The 26198-nt window shown below is 65.2% G+C and carries 25 protein-coding genes; 9 read left to right on the top strand and 16 right to left on the bottom strand.

The features are described 5' to 3' along the window. A complete protein-coding gene (locus ACILRA_RS01250; protein WP_395660272.1) occupies positions 1–486 on the bottom strand; it encodes a hypothetical protein in 486 nt (161 codons plus the stop codon). A 131-nt stretch (positions 487–617) separates the two neighbouring features. Between ACILRA_RS01250 and ACILRA_RS01245 the strand changes: the two genes are divergently transcribed. Beyond that, entirely contained in the window at positions 618–1775 is a 1158-nt protein-coding gene (locus ACILRA_RS01245) for an MFS transporter (RefSeq protein ID WP_395660271.1), read from the top strand. Here ACILRA_RS01245 and dgcA read toward each other — a convergent pair. From dgcA to ACILRA_RS01230, 3 genes are all read right to left on the bottom strand, one after another. Continuing rightward, positions 1759–2739: an N-acetyl-D-Glu racemase DgcA gene (gene dgcA / locus ACILRA_RS01240; RefSeq protein ID WP_395660270.1), complete on the bottom strand. Its 981-nt coding sequence runs from the start codon at positions 2737–2739 to the stop codon at positions 1759–1761. The two genes, ACILRA_RS01245 and dgcA, sit on opposite strands and share 17 nt — an antisense overlap. A 1-nt stretch (position 2740) precedes the next feature. Then, on the bottom strand, positions 2741–3751 hold the full coding sequence (dgcN, locus tag ACILRA_RS01235; protein ID WP_395660269.1) for an N-acetyltransferase DgcN: 1011 nt from the start codon (positions 3749–3751) through the stop codon (positions 2741–2743). Positions 3752–3916: 165 nt separating this feature from the next. Continuing rightward, on the bottom strand, positions 3917–8791 hold the full coding sequence (locus ACILRA_RS01230; protein ID WP_395660268.1) for a hypothetical protein: 4875 nt from the start codon (positions 8789–8791) through the stop codon (positions 3917–3919). A gap of 309 nt (positions 8792–9100) precedes the next feature. Between ACILRA_RS01230 and ACILRA_RS01225 the strand changes: the two genes are divergently transcribed. From ACILRA_RS01225 to ACILRA_RS01210, 4 genes are all read left to right on the top strand, one after another. Then, complete coding sequence (locus ACILRA_RS01225) at positions 9101–9463, top strand: Hpt domain-containing protein (protein WP_395660267.1); 363 nt, start codon at positions 9101–9103, stop codon at positions 9461–9463. Positions 9464–9548: 85 nt separating this feature from the next. After that, positions 9549–9869: a 2Fe-2S iron-sulfur cluster-binding protein gene (locus ACILRA_RS01220; protein ID WP_395660266.1), complete on the top strand. Its 321-nt coding sequence runs from the start codon at positions 9549–9551 to the stop codon at positions 9867–9869. A gap of 16 nt (positions 9870–9885) precedes the next feature. Continuing rightward, on the top strand, positions 9886–10914 hold the full coding sequence (locus ACILRA_RS01215; protein WP_395660265.1) for an NAD(P)/FAD-dependent oxidoreductase: 1029 nt from the start codon (positions 9886–9888) through the stop codon (positions 10912–10914). Between the two features lie 79 nt (positions 10915–10993). After that, complete coding sequence (locus tag ACILRA_RS01210; protein ID WP_395660264.1) at positions 10994–12073, top strand: P1 family peptidase; 1080 nt, start codon at positions 10994–10996, stop codon at positions 12071–12073. A 76-nt stretch (positions 12074–12149) separates the two neighbouring features. On the opposite strand, the gene ACILRA_RS01205 is transcribed toward ACILRA_RS01210, so the two are convergent. The 11 genes from ACILRA_RS01205 to ACILRA_RS01155 all read right to left on the bottom strand — a co-directional run bounded on the left by ACILRA_RS01205 (position 12150) and on the right by ACILRA_RS01155 (position 21584). Next, the gene (locus tag ACILRA_RS01205) at positions 12150–12593 is read right to left on the bottom strand and encodes a DUF6691 family protein (protein ID WP_395660263.1); all 444 of its coding nucleotides are present in this window, start codon (positions 12591–12593) and stop codon (positions 12150–12152) included. Between the two features lies 1 nt (position 12594). After that, on the bottom strand, positions 12595–13014 hold the full coding sequence (locus ACILRA_RS01200; RefSeq protein ID WP_395660262.1) for a YeeE/YedE family protein: 420 nt from the start codon (positions 13012–13014) through the stop codon (positions 12595–12597). 104 nt (positions 13015–13118) lie between these two features. After that, positions 13119–13688, bottom strand: a complete 570-nt coding sequence (locus ACILRA_RS01195) for an EF-hand domain-containing protein (protein ID WP_395660261.1) — start codon at positions 13686–13688, stop codon at positions 13119–13121. 82 nt (positions 13689–13770) lie between these two features. Then, positions 13771–14946 (bottom strand): VWA domain-containing protein, encoded by a 1176-nt coding sequence (locus ACILRA_RS01190; protein ID WP_395660260.1) that lies wholly within the window; start codon positions 14944–14946, stop codon positions 13771–13773. A gap of 1 nt (position 14947) precedes the next feature. After that, complete coding sequence (locus ACILRA_RS01185) at positions 14948–15286, bottom strand: hypothetical protein (RefSeq protein ID WP_395660259.1); 339 nt, start codon at positions 15284–15286, stop codon at positions 14948–14950. Next, positions 15277–16242 (bottom strand): zinc metalloprotease HtpX, encoded by a 966-nt coding sequence (locus ACILRA_RS01180; RefSeq protein WP_395660258.1) that lies wholly within the window; start codon positions 16240–16242, stop codon positions 15277–15279. Before ACILRA_RS01180 ends, ACILRA_RS01185 begins: the two co-directional genes overlap by 10 nt. Continuing rightward, positions 16239–17264, bottom strand: coding sequence for a YcjF family protein (locus ACILRA_RS01175; RefSeq protein WP_395660257.1), 1026 nt, complete (start codon positions 17262–17264; stop codon positions 16239–16241). Before ACILRA_RS01175 ends, ACILRA_RS01180 begins: the two co-directional genes overlap by 4 nt. Beyond that, positions 17261–18724, bottom strand: coding sequence for a YcjX family protein (locus ACILRA_RS01170; protein ID WP_395660256.1), 1464 nt, complete (start codon positions 18722–18724; stop codon positions 17261–17263). The genes ACILRA_RS01175 and ACILRA_RS01170 overlap by 4 nt, the downstream gene beginning before the upstream one ends. 38 nt (positions 18725–18762) lie before the next feature. After that, positions 18763–19287 (bottom strand): SixA phosphatase family protein, encoded by a 525-nt coding sequence (locus ACILRA_RS01165; RefSeq protein ID WP_395660255.1) that lies wholly within the window; start codon positions 19285–19287, stop codon positions 18763–18765. 509 nt (positions 19288–19796) lie between these two features. Further along, complete coding sequence (metA, locus tag ACILRA_RS01160; RefSeq protein ID WP_395660254.1) at positions 19797–20714, bottom strand: homoserine O-succinyltransferase; 918 nt, start codon at positions 20712–20714, stop codon at positions 19797–19799. 6 nt (positions 20715–20720) lie between these two features. Next, the gene (locus tag ACILRA_RS01155) at positions 20721–21584 is read right to left on the bottom strand and encodes an ATPase (RefSeq protein WP_395660253.1); all 864 of its coding nucleotides are present in this window, start codon (positions 21582–21584) and stop codon (positions 20721–20723) included. A gap of 60 nt (positions 21585–21644) precedes the next feature. On the opposite strand from ACILRA_RS01155, the gene ACILRA_RS01150 reads away from it, so the two are divergent. Both ACILRA_RS01150 and ACILRA_RS01145 read left to right on the top strand, forming a co-directional pair. Continuing rightward, on the top strand, positions 21645–22934 hold the full coding sequence (locus tag ACILRA_RS01150; RefSeq protein WP_395660252.1) for an NAD(P)/FAD-dependent oxidoreductase: 1290 nt from the start codon (positions 21645–21647) through the stop codon (positions 22932–22934). A gap of 5 nt (positions 22935–22939) precedes the next feature. Continuing rightward, the gene (locus ACILRA_RS01145) at positions 22940–24235 is read left to right on the top strand and encodes an NAD(P)/FAD-dependent oxidoreductase (RefSeq protein WP_395660280.1); all 1296 of its coding nucleotides are present in this window, start codon (positions 22940–22942) and stop codon (positions 24233–24235) included. A gap of 10 nt (positions 24236–24245) precedes the next feature. On the opposite strand, the gene ACILRA_RS01140 is transcribed toward ACILRA_RS01145, so the two are convergent. Beyond that, positions 24246–25091, bottom strand: coding sequence for an AAA family ATPase (locus tag ACILRA_RS01140; protein ID WP_395660251.1), 846 nt, complete (start codon positions 25089–25091; stop codon positions 24246–24248). Positions 25092–25281: 190 nt separating this feature from the next. On the opposite strand from ACILRA_RS01140, the gene dksA reads away from it, so the two are divergent. Both dksA and ACILRA_RS01130 read left to right on the top strand, forming a co-directional pair. Beyond that, complete coding sequence (gene dksA / locus ACILRA_RS01135; protein ID WP_395660250.1) at positions 25282–25698, top strand: RNA polymerase-binding protein DksA; 417 nt, start codon at positions 25282–25284, stop codon at positions 25696–25698. A 68-nt stretch (positions 25699–25766) separates the two neighbouring features. Further along, complete coding sequence (locus ACILRA_RS01130; RefSeq protein WP_395660249.1) at positions 25767–26039, top strand: hypothetical protein; 273 nt, start codon at positions 25767–25769, stop codon at positions 26037–26039. Positions 26040–26198: the final 159 nt, after the last annotated feature.

The raw sequence follows: 26198 nt of genomic DNA, 5'->3' as shown, positions 1-26198 counted from the left end.
TCACGACGCCTTGGCGAGGTCGTCAGCCAGCGGCACGTCGATCTGCTCGCCCGGCTTGTGGCGGATGATGACGATGCGGCGCTTGAGCGGCGCTTCCGGCTCATCAGCGTGGGCAGGCTCCGGCGGCAGGTCTGGCAGGAGGGCGATGTCCGGCACGGCCGCGATCCGGGCATGCGGGGCGGGCTCGAAGATGTCCTCGTCGTTGCGGTAATACTTCATGTGGCGGGGCGCCAGTTCCGGCTCCGCAACCGCGGGGCGGGGGCTTGCAGACCCCCGGTCAAGCGCCGTGGCGAGCCGGGTCATGATCTCATCATGGTTCGAGGAGAGTGCCGTTTCCAGCCGTTTCATGCTGGCAGCGAGGCTCTGGGTCTCAGCTGCCCGCAGCCGTGCTGCATACTGGTCCAGGAACCAGCGGCCGCGCGCGGTTTCCATCACGGCCTCCTGGATCACGTCGAAATCCTCAGGCTGCATGTGTTTCGGCGGCATCGGAACTCCACTCACAACAGACGGCAACAGGCCGGACCCCTGCAGCGGTCGCAGGGCACATCACCTGCGTATAATCATGGCGAGTGGTGAATCTTTGGTTTAGACGCGGGTCAAAAGATCTGCATGCCATCATGTCATCCCGCAACTTCAGCCTGAGGCTTTCGCTGTTCAATGCCGCGCTGTTCCTTGGCACCGGCATCCAGCTGCCTTTTCTGCCGCTGTGGCTGAAGGACAGGGGCTTGCCCGATTCCGAGGTGGCGCTGGTCGTTGCGATGATGATGGCGGTGCGCATCATCGCCATTCCTCTCGGCACATTGTCGGCTGACCTGACCCGCCGGCGGCGCGCGGTGATCATCGCCTGCGCGGCCGGCTCCTTCCTCGCCTATGGGCTGATGCATGTGGCAAGCGGCTTCTGGCCCATCCTGATCGCCGCCATGCTGGCCGCCGCGCTGCTCGCCCCCGTGGTGCCGCTCAGCGAGGTGTTGGCGGTGGAGGGAAGTGCCCGCTACGGGCTCGACTATGGCCGCATCAGGCTGTGGGCCTCGCTCAGCTTCCTGGCGGGAAGCGTGCTCGGCGGCGCACTGCTCGAGATTGTTCCGGTGGGGTCGGTGATCCTGCTGATCGCGGGCGCGCAGGGCGTGGGCGCGCTGTTTGCCCTGCTGCTGCCGCATGACCAGGCGGTGCGCCCCGTGAAGGCCGAGCCCTTGCGCTTCGGCGCGGCCCTGGTGGTGGTGAGTTCGCTGTCTTTTGTGCTGTTCCTGCTGGCGGCGGGGCTGGGGCAGGCGAGCCACGGCTTCCTTTATGCCTTCGGCTCGGTGCATTACGTCGATCTGGGGCTTTCGACCTTCACCATCGGCAAGCTGTGGGCGTTGGGCGTGCTGACGGAGGTGCTGATGTTCGCCTTCTCCAACCGCTTTCACCGCGCGCTGGGCTCCGTCGGTCTGATCGTGGTGGGAACGGGGCTCGCCACGCTGCGCTGGACCGTTACCGGGCTCGAGCCGCCGCTTGCCATCCTGTTCGCGGTGCAGGCGATGCATGCGGCCTCCTTCGGCTTCACCCATCTTGGCACCATGCATTTCATCCGGGAGCGCGTGCCTGAGAACATGCGCAACACCGCGCAAGGCCTTTACTCGATGCTGGCGAGCGGGGTGCTGCTTTCCTCCACCATGTGGGCCTCAGGCTGGCTCTACGGGACGTTTGGCGGCGGCGCCTATTTCGTGATGGCCGGTTATGCGGCGCTGGCCTTCGTCCTGGCGCTGGTGCTGAAGGCAGTCAGCCCCAGAGCGTAACGGGGGGCGGGTGCATGGTGCTGCCGTCAAACCTGATGGCGGGCGTGCGGTCTGTCTTCAGAAGCAGCGGCCCGTCGAGGTCGACTACCTCGGCGAAGGGCGCCAGCAGGAAGGCCGGCGCCATGGCCAGCGAGGTGGCCAGCATGCAGCCGACCATGATGCCGAGGCCCCTGTCACGCGCTGCATGGGCGAGCGCGATGGCGGGTGTGAGCCCGCCCGTCTTGTCCAGCTTGATGTTGATCGCATCATATTTGCCGGCGAGATCGTCCAGCGAGCCGATGCCGTGGGCGGATTCATCGGCGCAAACGGTGACAGCCCGGGCGATGTGCCGCAAGGCCTCGTCATTGCCGGCGGGCAGCGGCTGTTCCACGAGTTCCACGCCTTGATCGGCGCAGGCGGCCAGCATCGAGGCCAGGTTCTCTGGCGTCCAGCCCTCATTGGCATCCACGATGAGGCGGCTTGAAGGTGCGTTGCGGCGGATGAACTGCAGGCGCATGGCATCACCCTCGCGGCCGAGTTTCAGCTTTAGGAGCGGGCGGTGGGACGCTTTCGCCGCGGCCTCGCCCATCGCCTCGGGCGTGTCGAGGCTCAGCGTATAGGCGGTGATGACGGGCTTTGGCTCGGGAAGGCCCGCCAGCTGCCAGGCGGGTTGTCCGGCCTTTTTGGCTTCGAGATCCCACAGCGCACAGTCGAGCGCGTTGCGGGCGGCGTGCGGCGCGATGAGTGAGGCAATGTCCGCCCGCGTGATGCCGGCCTCGATCCGCCCGCGCGCGTTCTCCAGCACCGCCATCACCTGCGGCACGGTTTCAGCATAGCGTGGATAGGGCACGCATTCGCCGCGGCCGGTGTGGCGGCCTTCGGCCAAAGTCACCGTCACCACATGGGCCTCGGTCTTGGCCCCGCGCGAAATGGTGAAGCTGCCGGCAATGGGCCAGCGTTCCTCCGTGATCGTCAGCTGCGGCATGTCAGCGTCCGTAGCGGCTGATCAGCGCGTCGACGATCGGGCCTGGGCCCGTGCGGATCGGATCGACACAGGGAAGGCCATGGGCCTCGCCGGTTTCCTTGAGATAGGCGAGGGCCACCTCGCCGGAGAGATGCTCGGTGTTGATGGCGATGCCGATGCAGGTAATGGCCGGATTGGTAAGGGAGCCTTCGATGATGGTGCGGTCGATGACCTGCCGGATCGAGGGCAGGGGATGCTTCACGCCGCGCATGGTAGCGCGCGTCGGCTCATGGCAGACGACGAAGCAATCGGGCTGGGAGCCGTGCAGCAGCCCCAGGGTGACGCCCGCGAAGGACGGGTGAAAGAGCGAGCCCTGTCCTTCCACGATGTCCCAGTGATCGGGTGCGTTCTCGGGCGATATCCATTCGGCCGCGCCTGAGATGAAATCCGCCACCACCGCATCGAGCGCCACGCCGCGGCCCGAAATCAGCACGCCCGTCTGCCCCGTCGCCCGGAAGTCGGAGGAGAGCCCGCGCCTGTGCATCTCGCGGTCGATGGCGAGGGCTGTGTATTTCTTGCCGACCGAGCAATCGGTGCCGACGGTCAGGAGGCGCATGCCCTGCCGCTTCGTGCCCTTGCCGGTGGCGAAGCTGATATCGGAGAAGCGCACGTCGTGGAGCCTGCGGCCATGCCTTGCCGCGGCCTCGGCGATTTCCGGAATGGAGCCGAGCCGCTTGTGCAGGCCGGTGGCAACATCGAGGCCTGCCGCGAGTGCCGCGACGATTTCCGTGACCCAATGCTCCGGCAGCACGCCGCCTGCATTGGCGACGCCGACCACCATGGTTCTGGCGCCCTTCGCCACAGCCTCGGCGATCGAGAGATCGGGAAGGCCCGTGTCCGCCTTGCAGCCTGGAAGCCGCATCTGCCCCACGCACCATTCTGGCCGCCAGTCCACGATGCCCATGGCGGTCTTGGCGGCGAGCTGGTCTGGCACATCGCCGAGGAACAGGAGATAGGGTTTGGCGATGTCCATCGAATGCGTTCTCCCCGCGAGCCGTTGCTCAAATCATCATCCGCAAGAGCAGAATTCAGTTCTGCGGCAAGATCATGCTCAAGCTATTGATCTTGCGCGAGTTGTTTTCGACCAGGTGATTCCACCTGGCCGAAATGCGCGCGAGCCGGCGGGGAGGTGCGTGCGTCAGTTCTTGGCGCCGCGGCCCCCGGTGATGCCGGGTCCGGAGATGTCGAGGGCGCCGGTCTGGCGCTTCACGGCATCGGCGAGGGCGGCCAGCGCGCCGATCTGGTCGGCCACCACGCGGCGCATGGCGTCTGCGTTGGTGCGCGTTTCCTCCGGCAGTTCGAGCAGTGCACGCTTCAGTTCTCCGCGTGCGGTGTCGATGTCGCGCACCACCTGCTGGGCCGTGAGGCGCATGTCCTGGGCCGTCTGCTGGAAGTCGTTGGCGGTGGAGGAGAGCATCTCGTTCATGGCCGCCATGGCGCGCTCGTGCTGGTCGCGCAGCACGCGGGCTGCCTGGGCGACCTGGCCACCGGCACTCTCCTCGAGCTTTTCGATTTCTTCCGAGAGGTTGCGGCTGGCGATCGCCGACTGCTCGGCGATGATGCGGCTGATTTCCCTGGCCTTGTTCTCGGACGCGCTGAGCGAATCCTCGATCAGGTTCAGGTAGTTCGACATCACGCCATCGATCTCACTGGCGCGCTTCTCGGCGTCGGCCACCAGCGTATCGAGGGACTGTGTGCGGTTGGTGAGGATCTTCTCCATCTCGCCGTCGAACTTCTCCACCGAACGCTCGACAAGCAGCGCCGTGTCGTCGAGACGCTCTGAGACACGCGTTGAGGTGAGCTCGAGCTTTCCGGTGAGATCGGCAGCCACGGTCTCGATGCGCTCGTCCATGACGGTCGCGGCGGTTGCCAGCTGCTCGGAGAGGAAGGCGTTTGCCGTCTCGACGTGCTTGGCGAACTTGCGGTTGGCGTCCTCGAGCTTGAGGCTGGTGTTGACCGATACCTGTTCAAGCTCGCGGCTGGCGCGTTCAACGCGGGCGGCGAGCAGGCCCGTATCCTCGTCGAGACGGCTGGTGATCTGCAGCGTGGTCTGGTTGAGGCCTTCGTTGAAGCCGGCCGTCGCCTTGCCGAGGTCGGCGAGGATGGCGCCCGAGGCATTGTCGAGGATTGTCGAGAAGCGCTGACCGGTGCCGTCGAGCTTGCCGATGAGCTCGCTCGATACGCGATCGAGCATGCTGGTCGACAGGTCGAAGCGCTGGCTCATGCCCTCCGCCGTTTGCTCGATGCGGGCCAGCATGGAAGAGCCCGCCGTGTCGAGCTGCGAGGTGACCTCGGAGGAGGCCCTCTCCAGCTGCTGGGCCATGATCTGGTTCACTTCGCTCACCTGGCGTGTGACGCGCACTGCCGTTTCGGCGAAGCTGTCGGTCATCTCGGAGGCGGTCTTGTCGATCTGCTCGGCCATCATGCGGGTGTTGGCGGTGAACAGCGCCGAGATGTCGGCCGAGGTGCGGTCGATCTGCTCGGTGAGCGTCTGGGTCTTGGCGTTGAACATCCCCGAGAGGCTGTTCCATGTCTGGTCCAGCGCGCTCGACATGCGCTCGGCATTGGCGGAGAACAGGCCCGAGAGCCGCTCGGAGGTCTGCTCCATCTCGCCCGCGATCTTGCCCGTGTTGGTGGTGAAGATATCGGAGAGGTGGGTGGAGGTGACGTCGAGGCGCTGCGTCAGCATCTCGGTCGAATTGCCGAACAGCACCGAGAGATCGGCCGCCGCCTGCTCGAGCTGGCTGCCCAGACGCTGCGATGTCTGGTCGAGCAGCTGGCCCAGCTGCTGGGAAGACATGTCGAGCTGGCCGGTGAGCTGGCCAGTGACGGAGGCCACCTTGGTGACCGACTCGCCCGTCGAGGCGCTGATGTAGTCGGTGATGCGCTGGGCGGTCTGCTCCAGCTCTCCCGCCATGTGCGAGGACACCTGGTCGAGGCGCGTATAGAGGCTGGCCGCCGTCTGCTCGAGCTGGCCGGTCATCGACGTCATCGTGCCGTCCAGCCTGCTGTAGAGCTGCATCGTCGTGTCCTGCAGGCTGCGTGTCACGTCCTCGGAAGAGGTGGTGAGCATCTCCAGCATCTCCTCGCGGGCCTTGGCGATGTTGTGGACGAAATTGTCCGAGACGCCGATCAGCTTCTCCGTCACCATGCCTCCGGAATTGACGATCCGGTCAGCCAGCGCAACGCCCGACTCGGTCATCTCGCGGTTCACGATGCCGGCCGTGTCCTTGAGGTGTGAGACGATGGTTCCGCTGGTATTGACGATCAGGTCGTTGATCGAGCCCGATGTCTGTTCAAGCTTGTTGGTCACCGAGGACGTCACTTCGTCGATCTTGCCGAAGACCGAGGTCGCGGTGGCGTTCATATGGCCGTAGAGGCGCTCGGCGGCGCCATCGACCTTGGTCTCGAGATCATCGGCCGTGCCGGTGACGAGTGTCTGGAAGCTGCCGGCGGAGGTCTCGATCCGTGACAGCACATCGCTGACGCTGGTTTCGACGGCGCTGACGATGTCGCTCTTCGAGGCCTCGAGCGTCTTGACGACGGCGGTTGCCGTGCTGTCGACCACGACCTGGAAGGACTTGTTGGCTTCGTCGATCGAACCTGTGGCGGTGCTGATGCTGGTCTCGATCTGGCCGAAGAAGCGCTCGCTGGCGACTTCGATCCGGCGCTCCAGTTCCTCCGAGGCGCCGCCGACCAGGTCATGGAAGAGACGCGTCGTCTCGTCGAGGCGGGTGGTGGCCGTGCTGACGGCGCGGGAGACCTGATCATGCAGCATGGTGCCGGAGGTGCCGACACCGGACTCGACGCCCGCCGTCACCTGTTCGACCAGCGACTGGAACAGGGCCGCGGCCTCCTCCAGCCTGCTGCGTGCGTTTTCGACAGAGGTGGTCATCAGCTCGTTGAGGGTCGCGGTGGAACCGCCGATCCGGTCTTCGAGGCCATTGGTGGTCTGGCCGATCATGCTTTCGAACAGCATGGCGGTTTCGTTGAGGCGCGTGTTGGCGGTGTTCAGCAACTGGTCGACGCGGCCCAGCACCTGATGGGTGCGGGTTTCGAGCTGTCCCGTCACGTCGGCGCTTGTCTCGCCGAGGATTTGGCGCAAATCGGCTGAGGACTGCTCCAACCGGCCAAGTGCCCCTGCCACGGCATTGTCGATCCGCAGCACAATGTCGGAGGAGGAGTTGTCGAGCAGCGAGCTGATGTCGCCGGTGGCGCGGGCAATCGCCAACTCGGCGCGCGCCGCCGAGTCGGTGACGCGCTGCGCTGAATCGTGGTTCTGTTGCTCGATGGCAGCAAGGATCTGCTTGGCGGACTCGCCCACCCGCGCGCCGGCCGCCGCAGTGCGGTCCTCGATGGTGAAGAGAATGCGGTTTGCCGTGTCCTCGACGCGGGTGCTGATGAGGCCTGCCTGCTCGTCGAGGCGCGCGAAGACGCCGCCCGCTGAATCGTCGAGCCTGGAGATGATGCGCTCGGCGCGCGAACCGATCTCGACGATCAGGCGGCCGGTCGTCTCCTCGATGCGGCCGGACATGCCGGTGCTCATGGAGCCCAACTCGGACAGCAGCTCGCCCGCGGTCTGGTCGAGGCTGGAGAGGAACTGGCTGCCTGCCGCGTTGAGGCGGCCTGCCACATTGTCCGTGGCCTGGTCGATCGCGGCGGAAATTCCAGTGGAGGATTGATCGATATAGCCCACGAACTCGGCGCGCGACTGCGCCACGCGGTCGATGAGATCGCCCGCCAGTGACTGCATGCCCTGGGTGAGGAGGCCGCGGCTCTGCTCCATGAGATGAGCCGTGTCGAGGCTGGTGCGCTCGAGTTGCGCGCTCATCTCTTCGGTGATGGACTTGAGGTGGAAAGTGAGGTTCGAGCCCGTGCTCTGCACCACGTCCGTCAGTTCGGCCACCTGCTGGCGGATCTGGTCTGCCGAGGTGACGCTGGAGCGCTCGACGGAGCGGGTGATGTCCTGGTTCACGACGGCGAGCGTCTCGACTGCATGACGCACGCTATGCGTGATGTTCGCTTCCATCTCCTCAACTGACCGGCTGAAGTCCACTGTCTCGGTGGAGAGCGACACGGATGCCTGGCGCATCTGGTCGATCTGAACGGCGAGCTGGCGTGCGAAGTCGCGGATCTGGCCCACCATGCGCGTGGAGACGTCCTCCATGTGCCCGGTCTGCACGCCGATCTCGGAGCCCGCCGAGTTCGCGCGTTCCGCCATGTCGTCCACGACGCGCGCGACGTTGGCTGACACGTCGCGCAGGCCGCCTTCGAGGCGGCCCAGCGTGTCCTGGGCGTTGGCCATGATGTTGTCGAGGTTCTTGGTGCCGTTCTCGAGGCGGTTGATCAGCGGATTGGTGTCGTTGCTGATCAGCAGGGTTGCCTGGTGGAGTGCTGAACGCTGGTTCTCGATGCCTGCGACGAGGCTGCGGATCCTCTCCTCGTTGCCGCCGAAGGCGCGCTCGATGGCGGCGATCTCCTTGTGGACGATCTCCTCCAGCACGGCGGCGCGCTGCACCGCGTGTTCGACGCCGCCGACCAGCAGGTCGACTTCGGAGCGGACCGCCTGGGCGATGGTGGTGAGGCCCTCGGTGGCGACGTCCTGCGGGCGCACCAGACGCATGGCGGACTGGAACAGCGCTTCAGACACCTGGCGCATGTCGGCGGCGCGCCACAGGATGTAGGCCACCGACCAGACGACGACGACCGGAACGAAGAGCAGGGCGAGGGCCAGGAGCTTGCCCTCGACCGGCGCGTCCGTGCCGAGGGTTGCGGCATTGGCGAAGAACCAGCCACCCGACCACACGGCGGTGATGATGATCGCGATGAGACCGTAGGGCGTGAAGGAGGGGCGGCGGCGGAGCCTTGCCAGCATCATGGCGGTGCCGGGGTCGTTCTCGTTGGCGGGACGCCCCTTGACCGGCTGCGGCTCGGCCATCGCCTTCGACGGCCGGATGGCCTCTGCGTCGGACTGGCGACGGTCGGAACGGCGCGTGTCATTTGTGTTGGCCATGTTCTACTGATCCCGCACTAAACCCATCTCACTCCGCCCCGTTGGTGCCCGCTCCCGGCTTTTTTATGTCCGGGGCCGCGGGAACCGGCTTTCCCCTGGCGCGGAGTCCCAAATTGCAACATAGCCCATCAGCCCCCGCCATTGAACCCAGTGCGGGGCACGATCGGCGACATAATGAATATTTGGTTAAGATCGTCACGCGGATTGTATCATCCGGGGCAAGCCGCAGTTTACCGGGCGGGTTTACCGGGCGCTCAGACCTTGGGCCTATGACGGAGAAGAGGGGGACGAAAATTGGCAGGGATGGCGATGGGCAACGACCGGTCTGGCGAGGCGGCGGTGGCGTTCGACCGCACGCTGCTGAACGATTATTCCATGCAAAACCAAGATCTTGCGGTGGAAATCCTGAACCTGTTCCTGGTCCAGCTGCCGGTCATGCTGGAGGCGCTGGCGGCAGCTGCGACGCAAACCGACTGGAACTTCGCAACCCATACGCTGAAAGGCTCTGCCGCCGCGGTTGGCGCGCTCAGGTTGCAACAGCTTGCAGCGGAGCTGGAAGCCATGCCTTTCCCCGGTGACGCCAATGTGCGGTTGCTGCGCCTGCAGGCTGTGCGTGCAGCGGCGGGAGAGCTTCGCCGGGAGGCGCGCGAGGCCTATCCCGGCCCGGCCTGAGACCTGCTGCCGCGCGGAGTTGTCTTTCATTTGCCAATCACATAGAAGGCGTTCGACAAAACGAACGCCGGACGGTGGACACAGCATGGCAAAGATTACATTCATCCAGCACAATGGCGCCGAACAGACGGTCGAGGGGCTTCCCGGCATGTCGGTTATGGAAACGGCGGTCAAGAACATGGTGCCGGGGATCGACGCCGACTGCGGCGGCGCCTGCGCCTGCGCCACCTGCCATGTCTACATCGAGCCGGAATGGGTCGAAAAGGCCGGGGGGCGCAACCCGATGGAAGAGGACATGCTGGATTTCGCCTTCGACGTGCGCGAAAACTCCCGGCTCTCCTGCCAGATCAAGGTGTCGGACGCGCTCGACGGCCTGCGCGTGAAGGTTCCGGAAAAGCAGTTCTGAGAAAGGTCGTTCCCCCATGTCCGACGTGATCACCACCGACGCCGTCATCATCGGGGCGGGACCCTGCGGCTTGTTCGCCGTGTTCGAACTGGGCCTGCTCGACATCCGCTGCCAGGTGATCGACATTCTGGACCGGCCCGGCGGGCAATGCGCCGAGCTCTATCCCGAAAAGCCGATCTACGACATTCCAGCGCTGCCCGTGGTCACGGGGGCGGAACTCACCTCGCGCCTGCTGGAACAGATCAAGCCCTTCAACCCCGGCTTTCACTTCAACCACATGGTTACCGGCGTGAAGAAGCTGGGCGAGGCCGATTTCGAGGTGGAGACCGACGGTGGCCTCACCTTCCGCGCCAAGGCCGTGGTGATCGCGGCGGGCGGCGGGTCGTTCCAGCCCAAGAAGCCGCCGATCCCCGGGATCGAAGCCTATGAGGGCTCCTCGGTGTTCTATTCCGTCAAGAAGATGGAGGCACTGCGCGGCAAGGATGTGCTGATCGTCGGCGGCGGCGACTCGGCCCTCGACTGGACCTTGAATCTGCAGCCCATCGCGAAGAGCCTGACGCTGCTGCACCGCCGCGACGATTTCCGCGCCGCGCCGGATTCGGTGAAGAAAATGCGTGAACTGGTCGAGGCTGGAAAGATGGCTTTCCGGCTCGGCCAGGTGACGGGCCTCAAGGGCGAGGATGGAGTCCTCTCGGCCGCGACCGTCAAAGGCAATGACGGGCAGAGCACAGACGTCGCGTGCAATGCGATGCTGCCGTTCTTCGGCCTCACCATGAAGCTGGGTCCTGTCGCCGAATGGGGGCTGAACCTGCATGAGAACCTGATCCCCGTCGACACCGAAAAATTCGAAACCTCCGTCGAGGGCATCTTCGCCATCGGCGACATCAACACCTATCCCGGCAAGCTGAAGCTTATCCTGTCCGGCTTCCACGAGGCCGCGCTGATGGCGCAGAAGGTGTTCAAGCTCAAGAACCCGGGTGAGCGGCTGATGTTCCAGTACACCACCTCGAGTTCCAGCCTGCAGAAGAAGCTGGGCGTTTCCTGACATCACGCCTTGCTTGAACCCGCAGCCGAATGCGGGAATGATCAGCCCTTGCGAAGCGGTGGGGCAGGGGAGGCAAGCGATGCGCAAGAGGGGCCGTGAGCTGGGACTGCCCTTCGCGGGAACGCCCGGCCTGCACAATGCAATCACCGATGTTGCGGGAATAGAAGTCGGTCAGGTGACGCTGATCTCGGGCGAGGGACCCCTGACGCCTGGCATGGGGCCGGTGCGCACGGGCGTTACCGCCATCCTGCCACGCGGACGAAGCAAGGCGCATGTGCCCTGTGCCGCAGGATTTTACGCCCTGAACGGCAATGGTGAGATGACCGGCACCGTGTGGATCGAGGAGTCTGGCGAACTGCAGACGCCGATCACCATCACCAACACGCATTCCTGCGGCGTCACGCGGGATGCGACGATCCGCTGGCTTATCGCGCGCGGCGTGGGCACCGGGCAGGACTGGGGCCTGCCGGTGGCCGCTGAAACCTATGACGGCGATCTCAACGACATCAACGGCTTTCACGTGACCGCGGAGCATACGCTTGCAGCACTTGACGGCGCGCGTGCGGGCCCGGTGGCGATGGGCAGCGTGGGTGGCGGCACCGGCATGCTGACCTATGACTTCAAGGCGGGCAACGGCTCGTCCTCGCGCATCGTAGACATCGCGGGTGGCCGCCATACGCTCGGCGTCTTCGTGCAGTCGAACTTCGGGCGCCGGGAGGACTTTACCGTGCTCGGCGTGCCGGTGGGACGGCACATCCTGAACGGCAAGCTCAGAGGCAGGGAGCAGGGCTCGGTGATCGCCATCGTGGCAACCGACGCGCCGCTGATGGCACATCAGTTGAAGCGGCTGGCGCGCCGGGTGCCGCTGGGCCTCGCGCGCACGGGCACGGTCGGCAACAATTCCTCAGGCGACATTTTCCTCGCCTTCTCGACCGCCAATGAACAGGCCTTCGCGCAGCGCAGCGGGCGCCTCCACATGGAAGCGCTGTCCAACGCCGACCTCGACCTCCTGTTCATGGCGGCTGTCGAGGCTACCGAGGAAGCGGTGATCGATTCTATGCTGTGCGCGGAGACAATGGTTGGCCGCGACGGCAATACGGCTATGGCGCTGCCGGTGGAGGAACTGATCGCGCTGATGCAGCGCTACGGCCGGATGTGATGGAGAGGCAGGACGATATTCCTGGGTTAGCGCGCGTTCTTTTCGGCCAGGTGACTCCACCTGGCCGGAACGCGCGTTAGCCGTCCGCCACGCCAGGCGCGCTGGATGTAGCGCGGCTGCGGATGAGATGTGCGGCCAGCATGCCCGCTGACATCGCAGCCACGAACAGCACGGAAGGCCACAGGCCGAAGACCAGCGAGGCGATGGCGGGGCCTGGGCAGAAGCCGGTGAGGCCCCAGCCCGCGCCGAACAGGACCGATCCCCCGATCAGGCGGCTGTTGATGCCCGCCGTCTCTGGCAGGCTGAAGCGGTCCGCGTAGAGCGGCCTCCCCCGGCCGAGAACCATGCGATAGCCGATAAAGGTGACGGCGAGGCCGGCGCCCATCACGAAGATCAGCGTTGGATCCCAGGTGCCGAAGAGGTCCAGGAAATTCTGCACCTTCATCGGATTGACCATGCCGGACAGCGCAAGACCGGCGCCGAAGAGAAGGCCGGCGAGGAGAGCGGAAAGACGCTGCATCTCAACCCCCCATCACATGGCGCATGAGGAAGACCACGACGGCCGCCACGGCCATGAAGGTCACGGTCGAGGCGATGCTCCGCTGTGAGATGCGGGCGAGGCCGCAGATGCCGTGGCCGGAGGTGCAGCCAGATCCCAGCACGGTTCCCGCACCAACCAGGAGGCCGCCGATCACGGTGGTGGCCGGGTTGCCCGGAAAGGCGATCGTGGACGGATCGAAGCCGCCCAGTATCGCGGTGAGCGCCGTGCCCGCAAGGAGGCCCAGCAGGAACAGGGCCTGCCAGCCGGCAATGCCGGTGAACAGGGCGCGGAAGATGCCGGAGATTCCGGCGATGCGGCCAAGGCTGCCCATGAGAAGCACGGCGGAAAGGCCGATCAGCAGGCCGCCCGCTGCGCCCGCCAATGGTGTAAAGTCGGTCATTGTCGATACCCTTGAATTGGTGCGGTTATCATAAGGTCCGGCGGGCCGAATGCGAGCGCAGAATCGTGAAGGCCCGGGCGCTGGCCCGGGCCTGCTCTCAAATATCAGGGGCTTGCTGGTGCTTCCTCTTCCTCGCGTTCCTGCGGATCATCGTCCATGCCGCGGCGCATGCCGTCCTCGTCACGGCCGTGCCAGCGATGGCCCATGCCGCGCCGGCCGCGATCATCCCGGTTCAACACGCCGTCGCCATTGCGGTCGCGGCTGGCCACCAGGCCGGAGAGCGGCTCCTGATATTCCTCCAGCGTCACCTGGCCATTGCCGTCGGCATCGAAGAATTGGAATTCCCGCACGATCATTTCGCCCTTGGCCTTGAGCCACAGTGCACGGAACTCCTCGAGCGAGAGCGAGGCGTTCTTGTCGGCGTCGAATTCGCCATGCCAGGCGGTCCGGTTCTGGTCGATCTCGGCCTGGGTGATCTTGCCGTCCTTGTCGGCGTCATAGCGTTCCATCATCTGATGGCCCATCATGCCGCGGCCGTGGCCGCCGCCCCAGCCGCCGCCCCAGCCGCCGCCCCAGCCGCCATGCATGTCCGCACTGGCGATGCCCGCCAGCGCGCCCACTGCCAGCACGGCCACCGCACCCGCTGCGAGCAATTTGGTTTTCCTTTGCATCATCGATACTCCTTCCAAGTGTCCGATACAGCAAAGACGCCAGGGACGGCGCAATCCGTCGCGGTCGGAAGCAGATTTCCGGATGTCAGCGCACCAGTTCACGCATGGCGCGGTCGATGCCGTCCAGCGTCAGGGGAAACATGCGGCCCTCGAGCGTGCGTGACACGAGGCTGATCGAGGGCGAGTGGCTCCAATACTTCTCCGGGCCGGGGTTCAGCCACACAGCCTTCGGATAGGTTGCAGCGAAGCGCTGGAGCCAGGTGAGGCCTGGTTCCTCGTTCCAGTGCTCCACGGAACCTCCCGGATGGGTCAGTTCGAAGGGGCTCATCGAGGCATCGCCGACGAAGATCACCTTGTAGTCGTGGGGATAGCTGTGCAGCACGCTCCAGCTGTCGATGCGCTCGGCATGGCGCCTGCGGTTGTTCTTCCACATGCTCTCGTAGATGCAGTTGTGGAAGTAGAAGAACTCGAGATGCTTGAACGCGGCGCGGGCCGCCGAAAACAGCTCCTCCGAGACCCGGACATGCGGATCCATGGAGCCGCCGACGTCGAAGAAGATCAGCACCTTCGCCGCATTGCGCCGTTCCGGAACCAGCTTCACGTCGAGGAAGCCCTGGCGCGCGGTCGAGCCGATGGTGCCGGGCAGGTCCAGTTCATCCGCCGCACCCTGGCGCGCGAACTTGCGCAGCCGCCGCAACGCCAGCTTGATGTTGCGCGTGCCCAGTTCCACCGTATCGTCGAGGTCCCTGAACTCGCGCCTGTCCCAGACCTTCACCGCGGAATTGTTGCGGTTCTTGTCCTGCCCGATGCGCACGCCCGCCGGGTTATAGCCATAGGCGCCGAAGGGAGAGGTGCCGGCGGTGCCGACCCATTTGGAGCCACCCTGATGGCGGCCCTTCTGCTCCGCGAGGCGCTTCTTCAATTCTTCCAGGATCTTCTCGAGGCCGCCCAGCGCCTTCACCAGCTTCTTTTCCTCCTCGCTCAGGTGCTTCTCGGCGAGCTTTCTCAGCCACTCCTCCGGGATTTCCGCGGCGAGCGCCCCGGCCGGATCGCCGATGCCCCGGAACACATGCGCGAAGACCCGGTCGAAGCGGTCGATGTTGCGTTCGTCCTTCACCAGCGCGGCGCGCGAGAGGAAATAGAACTCCTCCGCCGAATAGTCCGCAAGGCCGTGGTTCAGCGCCTCCAGGAGGGTGAGGTATTCCTTGAGCGAGGCGGGAACGCCCGCGGCCTTCAGCTCCGTGAAGAAGGTGAGGAACACCTTAAGGTGCTCCCGCGAGGATCACCGGATAGCCGGTGAGGCGGGCCTCCTCCGGAGCCATGCGGCAGAAGGCGTCCCGGCCCTTTTTCGCTTCGAAGCTATAGTCTTCGTAGAAGGCGTTGAGCGGGCGCGAGAGAAGCGAGGCGAGGCCGGCGATGTCATATTCATGGAAATCGACGAAGAGCGTCTTCTTCACCGCCTGGTCGAGGCGGTAGCGGCCCTGGCAATGATCTTCCACCACGCCGAGCAGTGCGACGGCCATGGCAATCCGCGTGCCGCGGTTCTCCGCGAGGGCTGGCGCGGAGAAAGCAAGCAGCAGGATCAGCACTCTCAGTACCATATGCCCATCTTCGACCAGTGGATGCGCGGGGGGCGCACGACGGGGATGATGGACGGGCCCGGCACGGCGCGCCCTTGCGGCAGCTCGAGGGTCCGGCTGCCGTCGCGGCGGAGCGACATCAGCCGGGCGATGCGGTTCTCGGTGCGCGGATGGGTGCGCAGCAGCGAGGGCTCCGGCACGCGCGCGCCGGGCAGGACGAGCCCTTCGAGGACAGCGCCCCGCTGGCGCTCCAGCACGGAGAGTGCGGAGGCGAGCCCTTCAGGATCGCCCGTCAGCGCCGCGCCGTCGAGGTCGGCGTCATATTCGCGGGCGCGTGACAGGGCGAGTTGCAGCAAGCCGCCGATGGTGGGCGCGAAGATCAGCAGCAGCAGGCCCAGAACCGGAAAGTCGAGCCCCGTGCCGAACATCACCGGCACGCCGATGAGGCCGAGCGTCGACATGAAGCCGGTGACGCGGTTCAGCACATCCGCCATGCCCATGACGCGGAGATCGCCCGAGCGGATATGCGCCACCTCATGGGCGATGATGCCGGAGAGCTGGCGGAGCGTCATCGCCCGCAGCAGCCCGTCGGTCACGGCCACGGCGGAGTCTGTCTTGCTGCCCACCGCGAAGGCATTCATCATCTTGCTCGGCACATAGTGCAGCTTCGGTACCGCGGGAAGGCCAGCGTTGGCGGACAGCTGTTCCAGCACCGCGTGCAGTTCGGGAACCTCATGCTGCGCCAGCGGGCGCGCCTTGTAGAGCGACAGCACCATCTTCGGGGAGGCGCGGCCCAGCATGAAGATGCCAGCAGCGCTGAAGACCACCGCATAGACGATGCCGCCATAGCCGAAGGTGACGAAGGCGATGGCGCCCGCCAGGAAGGCCGTTCCGCCCACCAGCAGCACGGTGTGGACGAAGTTCCTGAAGTCGTGGCTGCGCAGGGCGCGCGGGTCGATGTTGGTGGCGGTGGTCATTCGGTCTTGTCCCCCGGGGCGGATGATACGAGTTCCTTCATCAGGCTGCCCAGCGTTTCCTTGGCGGAGGCCTCCTGCGGGACGGGGCGGCACACGTCACGCGCGGCAAGGCCCACGCGCGCGGTGAGGATGCCGTTCACCGTGCCTTCGCCGAAGCGGGCGGAGAGCCGGCCGAGCAGTCCCTTGCCGACGACATGCTGGATGAGATTGTCGGAGAGCGCGATGCCGCCTGTCAATGCCAGATGGCTCACCACCAGCCGTGCGAGCCGGAAGGTGGCGAGCGTCGAGGGCCTGCCGCCATAGAGCGTTGCCAGCTCGCGGATCATGCGCAGGTTCTGTGCGGCGACGAAGAGAATATCGAGCGCGGGTGTGGGCGCAACTGTGGTGAGCAGCGTGATGCGGCGGGCAGCATGGGCGATGATGCGGTGCGCCTCGCCATCCCGCCATGAGACGAGATGGCGCTCCACCAGCTTCATGCGGTCGCGCCCGTCGAGAATGTCGTTCTCGTATTGCTTCAGCTCCTTCAGCCCCAGCTGGGCATCGGGCCGCCCGGCATAGAGCGACTTCAACTGCTCCGTGGCGCGCTTGGCGGCGGCGGCGTCATCGGCATTGATGGCGTGCGCGGCATCGAGCTGGATGTGCTCGATGCGGCGCAGCCTGGCCAGCGCCCAGACCTCACGCGCGATGATGACGAGGGCGGCGAGGCCCGCGACACCTGCAATGCCAAGCGCCACCCAGCCCAGCACGGGGGAGCGTGCGAAATAATCCTCCACCAGCTGCGTCACCGCCAGGCCCGCCCACATGGAGACGAGCAGGAACAGCGCCCCCATCAGCAAAGCGCCCCAGCGGAAGCGGCGGGGCCGCGCCAGCGGGGCGGGCGGCATGACGATCAGTTCGCCCTCGTCGACCTCCGGCTCGAAGGTGATGCCGGTAATGGCGCGGGGCTTCCGCGGCGGCGCTTCTTCTTCGGCGTCTGGCTTCTCGATCACGAAGGCCTTGGGCTGGCGCTGCTTGTCATTCATTGGAAGCGGTCCCCCAGCAGGAATTCCATCGCGCGGTCGAGGCGGATGTGTGGCCATGCGCCATCCTTCGGCAGCGGCGGGCGGAAGCGCACGAATTTGAGGCTGCCTTCGAGGCTGCCGTTCAGGGCCTTCTCGGGGTCGGACGGAAGGTCGCCGGGGAAGATCGCGGCTTCCGTCGCGCCATCGAAATGGGTGGCGCCCAGTGCCTCACCATTCAAGGGCGTTCCGACAATGCATTCCAGCGTCTCGCCCTTCTGCTTGACGCTCGCCTCGCGCGTGGCGCGGATGGCGGCGAGCGCTGCGACCTCGATGTCGGCGCCGGAATACTCGGCGCGTGTCATGGCATCGGCCACGATGACCTTCAGGATGTTTTCGAGGCGGTCGTGACTCGTATGATGCAGCAGGTCCGCCTTGGTGGCCGCGAACAGCACGCGGTCGATGCGGCGGCCAAACAGGTTCGACAGAATGGAATTGGAGCCTTGGCGGAAGCAGGTCAGGATATCCGCCAGTGCATGCTGCAGGTCGTTGACGGCGGAGGTACCGGCATTGAGCGCGGTCAGCGCATCGACCAGCACGATCTGCCGGTCGAGCCTGGCGAAATGGCCATAGAAGAAGGGCTTCACGATGGTGGAGACATAGGCCTGATAGCGCCGCTCCATCAGCGCGCCGAGCGAGCCCTTGGTAAACACCGTACCCGGTGACACATCGAGCGGCGCGAAGGCGAGAAGGGGAGAGCCTTTGTAGTCGCCCGGCATCAGGAAGCGGCCAGGCGGCAGGGTGGAGAGGGAGACGTCATCCTTGCGGCAGCGCGCGAGATAGGCGGTGAAGACTTCCGCCGAGGAAATCGCATCCTGCTCATCAGCGGCGCGTACGTGATCAAGCGAAGAGAGCAGGGCATGCCACTCGCCTGCATGGGCAAGGCGCGGCGCCACCCGGCTGGCCGCAACGGTGGTGGCGGACCATTCGGCATAGCTCATGCGCATCAAGGGCAGGTCGAGCAGCCATTCTCCGGGGTAGTCCACGATGTCGATGTGGATTCGACCGCTGCCGAGATTGCGGGCGAGGAAGCCCACGGGCGTATACTCGGCGGTGATGCGGAGCTGGCTGATGCGGCTGGTGCTTTCCGGCCAGTGGCGGGCCTCGCCCGAGAGCGCCTTGACGTGGGTCTCGAAGGCGAAGCGCGGCAGCGTGTCATCAGGCTGGGGTTCGAGGTAGCAGCGCGTGATGCGCCCACCGGAGAGTGCCTCGAAGGCTGGAAACCGCCCGCCCTTCAGCAGTGCGTTGACGAGAGCGGTGATGAACACGGTCTTGCCCGCGCGTGACAGGCCGGTGACGCCAAGCCGGACCGAGGGGTTCACCAGCCCGGTTGCGAAGTCCGAAAGCCCGCCCGCGGCGATCCGCGTGCCATCAACAATGTCCGAAAAACCGACGATCCTGGCATCCCCTCTCAAAGGCCCCATAAGTGGTGCGGTTCAGACTGCAACGCAAGGAAAAGCGTTCAGCCTTCGAGGTCGCGCGGCCGCAGGAAGGCCTCGAGCCGACCCGCACCTTCCGCGGTTGCCGCCCAGTCCTCGCCGGGAAAGGAGAGAACGGCGAGGCCGGCGGTTGGATACTTCTCCATCATCTGCTGGCGCAGCGCCTGGCCGCCCGATCCCGCCAGTGACAGGGCGAGGGTCTGGGTGGCCGGGTTGTGGGTGACGAGGAGCAGGCGCGAGGCTCCACCGCCCTCCTGCCGGATGACGGAGAGCAGGGCCTCGCCATCGCCAAAGTCATAGAGGTCATCGACGATGCGGGTTTCGATCTTGGGGAGTTCGGCGGCGGCGATCTCCCATGTCTGCCGCGTGCGGCGGGCGGGCGAACACAGGACGCGTGCGGGGATGAGATCGTGGTCGGCCATGTAGCGCCCCATCAGCTTCGCCGCCCTCTCGCCGCGCGGTGCGAGCGGGCGGTCGATGTCGCGCATATTGCCCTCGCCGATCACGGCCTTGGCATGGCGGAGGAGCAGGAGCTGGCGGTTCGGCATGAGGGGCGATCTCTGGAGGCGTTACCCGATCCCGCGACGGGACCCATGCATCATGTCCCTTCTCCCGTTGCGCAGCAATGGGAGAAGGTGGCCGACAGGCCGGATGAGGGCCTCTCTCAACCAGCGGGACTGGCGGACAGAGGCCCTCATCCGCCCTTTGGGCACCTTCTCCCATCGCGCTGCGACGGGAGAAGGGGATCTTGATCAATCGCCGGTCACGGCCTTGGCATGGCGGAGGAGCTGGCGGTTCGGCATGAGGAGCGATCTCTGGAGGTTCCCTTCTCCCGTTGCGCAGCAATGGGAGAAGGTGGCCGGCAGGCCGGATGAGGGCCTCTTTCAACCAGCGGGACTCGGCGGACAGAGGCCCTCATCCGCCCTTTGGGCACCTTCTCCCATCGCGCTGCGACGGGAGAAGGGGATCTTGATCAACCGCCGATCACGGCCTTGGCGTGGCGGAGGAGCTGGCGGTTCGGGATGACGCCCGTAAGGGGGCGTTACGCTTCTGCTTCTCACTCCCCGATCTTCTTCAGATCGAACGGTGTCGTCTGATACACCTCGTTGATCCAGTTGCCGAACAGCAGATGCGCGTGGCTGCGCCAGCGGTTTTCGGGCGGCAGTTCGGGATCGTTCTTCGGGAAGTAATTGGCCGGAAGCTCGATGGGTTTTCCCGCCGTCCGGTCGCGCCAGTATTCTTCGGCGAGCGACGTCGTGTCATATTCGATGTGATTGAACATGTAGAGCGAGCGGCGCGCAGGATCGTTGATGAGGCAGAGGCCCGCTTCATCCGACTCCATCAGCACTTCGAGGCCTTTGTCCGCCGGAAGATCGGCCCGGTGGTTTTCCGTCCAGCGCGAGACGGGGATCGAGAAATCGTCCGAAAAGCCGCGCAGATATGGCGAGTTTGGCTTCAGGTTGCGGTGCGTGTAGACGCCGAAGCGCTTACTTGGCAGGGCGTGCTTGGGCACCTTGTGGAAGCAGTGGAGGGCCGCCTGCGCACCCCAGCAGATGTTGAAGGTGGAGTGCACATGGGTCTGCGTCCAGGCATAGATACGGGTGAGCTCGTCCCAGTAGTTGACGTCCTCGAAGTCGAGCAGCTCCACGGGTGCGCCGGTGACGATGAAGCCGTCGAACTTCTCGGTCTTCACGTCCTCCCAGTCGTCATAGAAGGCGAGCATGTGTTCGGGGCTTGCGTTCTTCGGGGTGTGGCTGGTGATCTTGACGAGGGTGAGCTCCACCTGCAGCGGCGTGGCGCCGATGAGGCGGGCGAACTGCGTCTCGGTCTTGATCTTGTTGGGCATCAGGTTGAGGAGGCCGATGCGGAGCGGGCGGATGTCCTGGCGGCCGGCGGAGGCCTCCGTCATCACCATCACGCCTTCGGATTCAATCGTGTGGCGGGCAGGGAGATCGTTCGGAATACGGATGGGCATTTTTGCTTACTTTGTCTGGTCGATGGCGTTGGCGACGATTGCGGTGAAGTCCTCCTCGGACTGGACGGAGGGCACGTCACGCATTCGGATCGTGTAGCCGAAGTTATCCGCGATCTGCTTGTAGAGCGGGATGCGGTGATGGAGGAGCTGCTCGAAACCCCAGACGGCGAAGCCATCGGGGTCGACGTCCTCGTCCCTGGTGATGGCGTTGATTGCCTTGTACTCCGCCCATTTCGCTTCGAGAAACTGCGGCTGGTAGTACATGGGCTTGGGCGCCTTGCGGAAACGCTCGACCAGCATGCGCGTATGCTCCGGCGTGCCCTCGATATAGAGGAGCAACGTGTTCTCCGACAGGCAGGAGAGGACGGGGTCGAGCGGGTTCGACGGGTTCACCACCTCGCAGAGGGAACCACCGGAGTCGCAGACGAAATTGCCGTAATGGTAGATCTCCCGCGACTTGCCGATGAAGGTGGGCACATCGAGCAGGGCCGAGATCTCCGCCTCACGGTGCTGGGTCTGGCGCTTGCGGTATTCCGCAAAGGAAATGCCGCCCTTGTCCGGGTTGCCGGGCTTGCCGAGATAGGTGGAGAGCGGCTTCAGGTGGTCGAAGGTGATGTTGGACTGGATATGGATCGAGTCCGACAGCAGCAGGTCCCTCAGGAAGGGGACGCGCATCGCCTCACGCTTGAAATTGTCGACGATGTGCTCACCCATGTAGCGGGTGCCGATGCGGTAATCGACGGAATAGTGATACCAGCCCGAATCCTGCAGAAGGTTCGAGAGCGTTGTCTTGCCCACCCCGGACATGCCGAATATGGTGATCGCCTTGTGCGGCTGGTGGGCGAAGTCTTTGCCTGATGTGAAGCGCATGGGCGCGTTCCATAGCGGAAGGCGTGGGCGGTGAGCAACTGGCGCGATCAGGAACTTTAAATGCAGCAGACCGATACTTCCGAACGGACCTGGTATGAGGCGACGGCTGACCGCGGGCCGCCGCTGCCCAAGCTTGAGGGGCGGCAGGAGGCCGATGTCTGCGTGATCGGCGGGGGGCTCGCGGGCCTGACCACGGCGCTGGAGCTTGCCCGGCGCGGCGTCACCGTCGTGCTGCTTGAGGCCAGGCGCATTGCCTGGGGTGCCTCCGGGCGGAACGGCGGCTTCGTGTCGAACGGATTCGCAGAGGGGATGGAAAATGTCGCGGCGCGCGTTGGCCTTCCGGCGGCGCAGGCGCTTTACCGGCTCTCCTGCCTTGGCACCGAATTCGTCCGGCGGGAGATCGCCGAGGGCGATCCCTCGATCGGCATGGGGGCTGGCTGGCTGGGGTGCCTGCGCTATTCCAATGCCGCGCAAAAGCAGGAGGCGGCCGCCGGGATGAGCCAGCTTTATGGCAGCGAGATGCAGTTCCTTGACGTTGCCGAAACAAGGTCCCGCGTGAGCAGCAGGCGCTACTTCCAGTCGACATATGATGCTTCGGCCTTCCATATGCACCCGCTGCGCTATGCGCTCATGATCGCGGGCAAGGCCAGGGCGCAGGGTGTGCGGCTGTTCGAGAATTCACCGGTCCGCAGCGCCGAGGAGCAAGGCCCCGCGCATGTGGTGCGGACGGATGAGGGAGAGGTCAGGGCGAGGGAGGTGGTCTTCTGCGTCTCCTCGCTTGACCGGCGCATCCATCCCATGACGGGCCGCGCGGTTCTGCCTGTTGCCACCTATGTCGCGGTGACGGAGCCCTTGCAGCAGGATGTGATCCGTACACGGAGTGCCATTTCCGATTCGCGCCGCGCAGGCAATTATTTCCGGCTCATCGACGAGGGGCGGCTTTTGTGGGGCGGCGCCATCACCACGCGCCTGTCCGAGCCGCGGCAGCTGGCGGAACGCATGCGGCGCGACATGGTCTCGGTTTTCCCCGAACTCGGCAACCCGCGGATTGATCATGCCTGGGCGGGCCTCATGGGCTATGCGCGGCATTTCATGCCGGTTATCGGGTCTGACGGGCAGGGCAGGTGGTGGGCCACCGCCTTCGGCGGCCACGGCATGAACACCACGGCGATGGGCGGCATGTTGCTGGCGCGGGCGATTGCCGCGAAGGACGATGAGTACCGCCGCTTCGCGCCCTTCGGGCCGCTATGGGCGGGAGGCCCCTTCGGCCGTATGGGTGTGCAGGCGGGCTACTGGTACATGCAGGCGAAGGATGCGCTCGACGAGCGGCGTTTTGGAAGGGCCGGTTGAACGCCATGGCATTCGGCAGCAATGTTCTGAGCGCCAGCGCCTCCTTCGACCCCTATTGGTGGCGCGCCGCCCCGCACGAGGCTGAGGCGCGTTCCATTCCCCCGAAAAGCACTGACGTGGCTGTGGTGGGGTCCGGCATCACGGGGCTTACGGCGGCGATCGGCCTGGCGCGGGGTGGGCGGCAGGTGACGGTGCTCGAGGCGAAGGAGCCGGGCCATGGCGCATCCACCCGCAATGCGGGCTATGTGGGGCGCACGCTGAAGCACTCCTTCGGCGAGATCATGGAGAGCGAGGGGCTCGACAAGGCCCGCGCCGTCTATGGCGAGCTGATGGAGGCCTTCTTGGCGGTGAAGGAAACGGTCGCGCAGGAGAAGATCGCCTGCCATTATCAGCAGCAGGGCCGCCTGCTGCTTGCAACCTCCTCCGCCATGCGTGATGCGATGGCGCGCGAATTCGCACTGCGCGAAAGGCATCTGGGCGAGCCCTTCCAGACGGTGAGCCGGGCAGAACAGCGCGAGGAGATTGCGACCGACCACTATTTCGGCGGCGTGCGCATTCCCGATCACGCCGGGCTGCATCCGGGCCTTTACCACAAGGGCCTGCTCGATGTGGCGCGCGCGGCGGGTGTCACGATTTCTGCCTTCACGCCGGTGCTTGGCTTCCGCAGGGAGGCCGAAGGTTTCACCGTCTTCCTCAAGGGTGCGAAACTCGCGGCGCGCGATCTCGTGTTCGCCACCAATGGCTATGGCGGGCGGGAATTCCCCTGGCTGCAGCGCCGCATCATGCCGTTCCACGCCTATCAGGCGGTCTCCGCACCCATGAGCGAGAATCAGGTCAGGTCACTGCTGCCGGGAGACCGGACCTTCATCGACTGGAACTTCAACGTCGACTGGATGCGGATCGCACCCGGCGACAACACGCGCATCGTGTTCGGCGGGCTTACCGGCGAGATCGGCGCAGACCTGCGGATCATGGGCGAAAGGCTGCACAAGCGGCTGCTGAGGGTATTTCCGGATATGGGCGGCCTCCGCTTCGACCATGTGTGGACAGGCAAGTGCGGCGGCACCTTCGACATCACCCCGCGCATCGGCTGCCACGGCGGCGTGCACTACGGCAGCGGCTATTGCTTCGCCGGCGTGCCGATGGGCACGCTGTTCGGCAAGAAGATCGCGCGGCGAATTCTCGGTGAGAAGGGCGGGGAGAGCGTGTTCGACACGGAGCCGCCGTCGGCGTTCTGGTATCGCGGCAACGCATGGTTCGTGCCCCATGCCCTGAAGTGGATGAGCCGCAACGACCGGTGATGGCCCCCGCCTACCGCCCCTCGCGCCTGGCCATGAATGCGAGGCGCTCGAACAGCATCACGTCCTGCTCGTTCTTGAGGAGGGCGCCATGGAGCGGCGGGATGACCTTGCGCGGGTCACTTTCGCGCAGTGTTTCGGGTTCAATGTCCTCGTTGAGGAGCAGTTTCAGCCAGTCGAGCAACTCCGAGGTTGACGGCTTCTTCTTGAGCCCCGGCACGTCGCGCAGTTCGAAGAAGATGTTGAGCGCCTCCGAGACGAGGCGCTTCTTGATGCCGGGGAAATGCACGTCCACGATGGCCTGCATCGTCTCGGCGTCAGGAAACCTGATGTAGTGGAAGAAGCAGCGGCGCAGGAAGGCGTCGGGGAGTTCCTTCTCGTTGTTGGAGGTGATGATCACGATGGGGCGGCGCTCCGCCCTCACCGTCTCGCCCGTCTCGTAGACGAAGAACTCCATGCGATCCAACTCCTGCAGCAGGTCGTTGGGAAACTCGATGTCGGCCTTGTCGATCTCGTCAATGAGCAGAACGGGGCGCTCGGTGGAGGTGAAGGCCTCCCACAGCTTGCCGCGGCGGATGTAGTGCGAGATGTCATGCACGCGCTTGTCGCCCAGCTGCGAATCGCGAAGCCGCGCCACCGCGTCATATTCATAGAGCCCCTGTTGCGCCTTGGTGGTCGACTTGATGTGCCATTCGATGATGGGCGCCCCGATGGCCGCGGCGATCTCGCGTGCCAGCACCGTCTTGCCGGTGCCGGGCTCGCCTTTCACCAGAAGCGGGCGCTGGAGCACGATGGCCGCGTTCACCGCCGTCTTGAGGTCGCCGGTGGCGACATAACCCGCCGTTCCTTCAAATCGCATGGATCGTCTCCCGTTGCCGCCGGAGTCTGTGCCAGATTCCCGGACGCTTGTCGCATGCGTCACGAAAATGTTGCAGAATCAGGGTGATAGCAGGGCTGTTGATGGGCTGGCAAAGGCCAATCCCGGCTATTGTGGAAGCGGCTGCCTGCCGCTATAAGCCCGCGCCAACAGGGGTTACAGAGAGTTCGAAATGGCTGCTGAAGTCGACGAATACTACAAGCCCAGTGATGACGAGCCGTTCATGAACGACCGGCAGCGTGACTACTTCCGGAGCAAGCTCATGGTCTGGAAGGAAGAGATCCTCAAGGAAAGCAAGGAAACCATCGCGCATCTGCAGGACGAGAACCACGTTCTGCCCGACCTTGCCGACCGCGCCTCCTCCGAAACCGACCGTTCGCTGGAATTGCGCACCCGCGACCGGCAGCGCAAGCTGATCTCAAAAATCGATGCGGCATTGAAACGAATCGACGATGGGTCCTATGGCTATTGCGAGGAGACGGGCGAGCCCATCAGCCTCAAGCGGCTGGATGCCCGTCCCATCGCCACGCTCTCGATCGAGGCCCAGGAGCGCCATGAGCGGCGCGAGCGTGTCTACCGCGACGACTGACCCGAAGGCCTCTCCTGTGTGCGGCTTTCTCCGTTCGACTGCCATTTATATTGAAAAGGATTACATCAATGCGTCTCATCATCGCCCTCGGCCTCCTGGCCCTCAGCGCCGCTCCCGCTCTTGCCGGCCAGGCCGAAGCACAGAGCTGTGCGGCCGGGCTTGATCCCAACGCCACGCTGATTTTCAACGGCGCGCTTCCGCAGGTGGGGCCGGGTGCCGACCTCAAGGGCGTGTTGACGGCCACAACCAAGTCGCTGGTGAAGGCTGGTCAGGTCGCGCGTGGTGATGCGCGCCCCGCCGCTGAGGCGGCAGCGGCCTGCCTCAAGCTCGCGATGCAGTAAACACGTCTTTCGCTGGCGGTCAGGACGTCATGACCGCCAGCGCCTCCTCCAGGAGGGCGGGCGAACCTGCGGTGATCACATTGCCGCCTTGGGCCATGTCGCCCCCCGTCCATTCCGCCGCAACGCCGCCGGCACCTGTCACGATGGGCAGCAGGGGTG

It is taken from the genome of Aestuariivirga sp. (assembly GCF_044239095.1).
In the GTDB taxonomy this organism is placed as follows: domain Bacteria; phylum Pseudomonadota; class Alphaproteobacteria; order Rhizobiales; family Aestuariivirgaceae; genus Aestuariivirga.
Note: the sequence above shows the minus strand (reverse complement) of the source record. Positions and strands in the feature narration are given on the sequence as shown.

What these genes read in the sequence shown, in the direction of transcription:
- ACILRA_RS01250 (WP_395660272.1), bottom strand. Translation starts at nt 486, where the DNA reads ATGCCGCCGAAACACATGCAGCCTGAGGATTTCGACGTGATCCAGGAG.
- ACILRA_RS01245 (WP_395660271.1), top strand. Translation starts at nt 618, where the DNA reads ATGTCATCCCGCAACTTCAGCCTGAGGCTTTCGCTGTTCAATGCCGCG.
- dgcA (WP_395660270.1), bottom strand. Translation starts at nt 2,739, where the DNA reads ATGCCGCAGCTGACGATCACGGAGGAACGCTGGCCCATTGCCGGCAGC.
- dgcN (WP_395660269.1), bottom strand. Translation starts at nt 3,751, where the DNA reads ATGGACATCGCCAAACCCTATCTCCTGTTCCTCGGCGATGTGCCAGAC.
- ACILRA_RS01230 (WP_395660268.1), bottom strand. Translation starts at nt 8,791, where the DNA reads ATGGCCAACACAAATGACACGCGCCGTTCCGACCGTCGCCAGTCCGAC.
- ACILRA_RS01225 (WP_395660267.1), top strand. Translation starts at nt 9,101, where the DNA reads ATGGGCAACGACCGGTCTGGCGAGGCGGCGGTGGCGTTCGACCGCACG.
- ACILRA_RS01220 (WP_395660266.1), top strand. Translation starts at nt 9,549, where the DNA reads ATGGCAAAGATTACATTCATCCAGCACAATGGCGCCGAACAGACGGTC.
- ACILRA_RS01215 (WP_395660265.1), top strand. Translation starts at nt 9,886, where the DNA reads ATGTCCGACGTGATCACCACCGACGCCGTCATCATCGGGGCGGGACCC.
- ACILRA_RS01210 (WP_395660264.1), top strand. Translation starts at nt 10,994, where the DNA reads ATGCGCAAGAGGGGCCGTGAGCTGGGACTGCCCTTCGCGGGAACGCCC.
- ACILRA_RS01205 (WP_395660263.1), bottom strand. Translation starts at nt 12,593, where the DNA reads ATGCAGCGTCTTTCCGCTCTCCTCGCCGGCCTTCTCTTCGGCGCCGGT.
- ACILRA_RS01200 (WP_395660262.1), bottom strand. Translation starts at nt 13,014, where the DNA reads ATGACCGACTTTACACCATTGGCGGGCGCAGCGGGCGGCCTGCTGATC.
- ACILRA_RS01195 (WP_395660261.1), bottom strand. Translation starts at nt 13,688, where the DNA reads ATGATGCAAAGGAAAACCAAATTGCTCGCAGCGGGTGCGGTGGCCGTG.
- ACILRA_RS01185 (WP_395660259.1), bottom strand. Translation starts at nt 15,286, where the DNA reads ATGGTACTGAGAGTGCTGATCCTGCTGCTTGCTTTCTCCGCGCCAGCC.
- ACILRA_RS01180 (WP_395660258.1), bottom strand. Translation starts at nt 16,242, where the DNA reads ATGACCACCGCCACCAACATCGACCCGCGCGCCCTGCGCAGCCACGAC.
- ACILRA_RS01175 (WP_395660257.1), bottom strand. Translation starts at nt 17,264, where the DNA reads ATGAATGACAAGCAGCGCCAGCCCAAGGCCTTCGTGATCGAGAAGCCA.
- ACILRA_RS01170 (WP_395660256.1), bottom strand. Translation starts at nt 18,724, where the DNA reads ATGGGGCCTTTGAGAGGGGATGCCAGGATCGTCGGTTTTTCGGACATT.
- ACILRA_RS01165 (WP_395660255.1), bottom strand. Translation starts at nt 19,287, where the DNA reads ATGCCGAACCGCCAGCTCCTGCTCCTCCGCCATGCCAAGGCCGTGATC.
- metA (WP_395660254.1), bottom strand. Translation starts at nt 20,714, where the DNA reads ATGCCCATCCGTATTCCGAACGATCTCCCTGCCCGCCACACGATTGAA.
- ACILRA_RS01155 (WP_395660253.1), bottom strand. Translation starts at nt 21,584, where the DNA reads ATGCGCTTCACATCAGGCAAAGACTTCGCCCACCAGCCGCACAAGGCG.
- ACILRA_RS01150 (WP_395660252.1), top strand. Translation starts at nt 21,645, where the DNA reads ATGCAGCAGACCGATACTTCCGAACGGACCTGGTATGAGGCGACGGCT.
- ACILRA_RS01145 (WP_395660280.1), top strand. Translation starts at nt 22,940, where the DNA reads ATGGCATTCGGCAGCAATGTTCTGAGCGCCAGCGCCTCCTTCGACCCC.
- ACILRA_RS01140 (WP_395660251.1), bottom strand. Translation starts at nt 25,091, where the DNA reads ATGCGATTTGAAGGAACGGCGGGTTATGTCGCCACCGGCGACCTCAAG.
- dksA (WP_395660250.1), top strand. Translation starts at nt 25,282, where the DNA reads ATGGCTGCTGAAGTCGACGAATACTACAAGCCCAGTGATGACGAGCCG.
- ACILRA_RS01130 (WP_395660249.1), top strand. Translation starts at nt 25,767, where the DNA reads ATGCGTCTCATCATCGCCCTCGGCCTCCTGGCCCTCAGCGCCGCTCCC.